General features: G+C 47.6%; 2 protein-coding genes. Both read right to left on the bottom strand.

The genetic code is table 11. The annotated features are described in order from the left end of the window. Positions 1-182: 182 nt before the first annotated feature. Positions 183-1,448, bottom strand: a complete 1,266-nt coding sequence (locus DWZ47_RS30205; RefSeq protein WP_117515685.1) for a PcfJ domain-containing protein — start codon at positions 1,446-1,448, stop codon at positions 183-185. Then, positions 1,445-1,670, bottom strand: a 226-nt coding sequence (locus DWZ47_RS30210) for a PcfK-like family protein (protein ID WP_233525141.1), incomplete at its 5' end; no start/stop codon positions are given. The genes DWZ47_RS30205 and DWZ47_RS30210, both read right to left, overlap by 4 nt.

Genomic DNA, 1,670 nt, shown 5'->3' on the forward strand with positions numbered 1-1,670 from the left:
AAGAACTTGTCAAGTTCGTGTTTCTCGGCAAAGTCCTTGACGCTCGCCCTTAATTGCTCCTCACTCTGACAAAGAGTGAGGAGGTTCATAAATTCAAGGAACATCGTGGGGATTTTATCATCCCATAGGAAAACCATGCTTTCAAATCTTACTTCCATAATGTTAGTTGTTAGATGTCGATATTATGCCGCTTTCATCCGCTGGCGGATAAGGTTGGCGTTCTTGTTCACAAGGGCGATGATGCGGTCGTGGTATTCGGAGTTCTCGTTGCATACGCCACGACACTGCACCACCTCAAAAGTTTTTAGTGACACCTCTATCGTTTCAATTCGTTTTCCGTCAATGGTGGCGGATAGGATAAGGGAGTCTTTTCGTTTGTGGTAACCGCCCACACAATGGTGCATCGTCCTTCCTTCCTCTGCCATTTCTTCCACGCTCTCTATGACTTTGACGCAAATAAGGCTGTCGGTAAAGGCAAGTCCGAAGAATATGCCCTTAGCTTTCAGATATTGTTTCTCGTCCTCAATCGCTTTCCTGCGTTGCTGTTCAGTCCGCTCATGTTTCCTTTGCAGGTTGCGCTTTGCCACCAACTTGTCGTGTTCAACTTTGAGGTCGGCAGGGCAAACGTATTTCGGGCTGTTTGTGTCCTTGCCGAAATGACGCAGGAGGTCTATGGTGTCACGCCACATTGAGCCGTCCTCAATGGTATAGCCGTTGCGGATACATATCTTGATTGAAGCCCAATACTCTCCAATATTGAAAGAGTGGTACAGATAGTAGCGCAACATGGGATATTGCCCTGCCTTCAACAGCGTTTCCGCACGGCTGTCCGACAATAATGCCGGTATTAGTTTGGTGGGTACAATGTCGTGGAAATTGCCGTTAAAGCCGTTTCTGCGGAGCGTCGGCAACACCTTATATCTTGGATATATCGGGGAATATGAAATATGGCGGTACGCTTCATTGTCATTGCGGATAGCAAAAGGAGAAACGAATGAGAACGTGTCGATGTAGCATCCCAATGTGCGTGGAATGGCAACAACAGCCTTACGCCCTTGTTCATTCCACCAATACTGCCCGATTTCAAGGGCATAGGACTTGGCATTAACCCCTTTCTCCATACCCACGACAAGCAAGAACATTCGTAGCACTTGGTATTCTCCGCTTGTGGTAAGGGTTGTGAAATACTGCTTTTGTCTTACCTTGCGCTGATAGGTGAGGCAGACTTTCAAACTTGCTCCACATTCGGGACACGTACAATGCTCGGTCTGCTCCGTCATTACCCAACTATGACCGCAATCCATACAAGTGGTACGACCTTTCGGCAAGCGGTGTGCATAATGCTCCACGCAATTACGGAATGCCCAATTTATCTGTATCGGGGTTATCGGGCGTAGTTTCTTGCTTTGGGCAAGAACTGCTTTTTCAAATTTGTTTCTCGGTTTCATAAGCCAAAATCAAATAATGAGGGTTGAACTTGGGTTTCTGTTTTCGCCTTTGTCGGCTTGGTGCGGTTCTGCAACTTGCGGAGTTCCTCGTCTTGGTATCTGCGGACTGCCTGCTGACGTGCTTCTGCTTTTTCCTCTGCCGTGAGTTCCACAATGTGGTTCACCGCCACTTGGCATTGGATAGGCTTGCCCACCTCAATCTCGTTCTCGTCATAGTAGTGT

Origin of the sequence: Bacteroides sp. AF32-8BH, assembly GCF_003435205.1 — a bacterium.
GTDB lineage: Bacteria > Bacteroidota > Bacteroidia > Bacteroidales > Bacteroidaceae > Bacteroides > Bacteroides ovatus.

Bases quoted from the DNA above. Each gene is read 5' to 3' on its own strand.
- DWZ47_RS30205 (WP_117515685.1), bottom strand. From the start codon at position 1,448: ATGAAACCGAGAAACAAATTTGAAAAAGCAGTTCTTGCCCAAAGCAAG.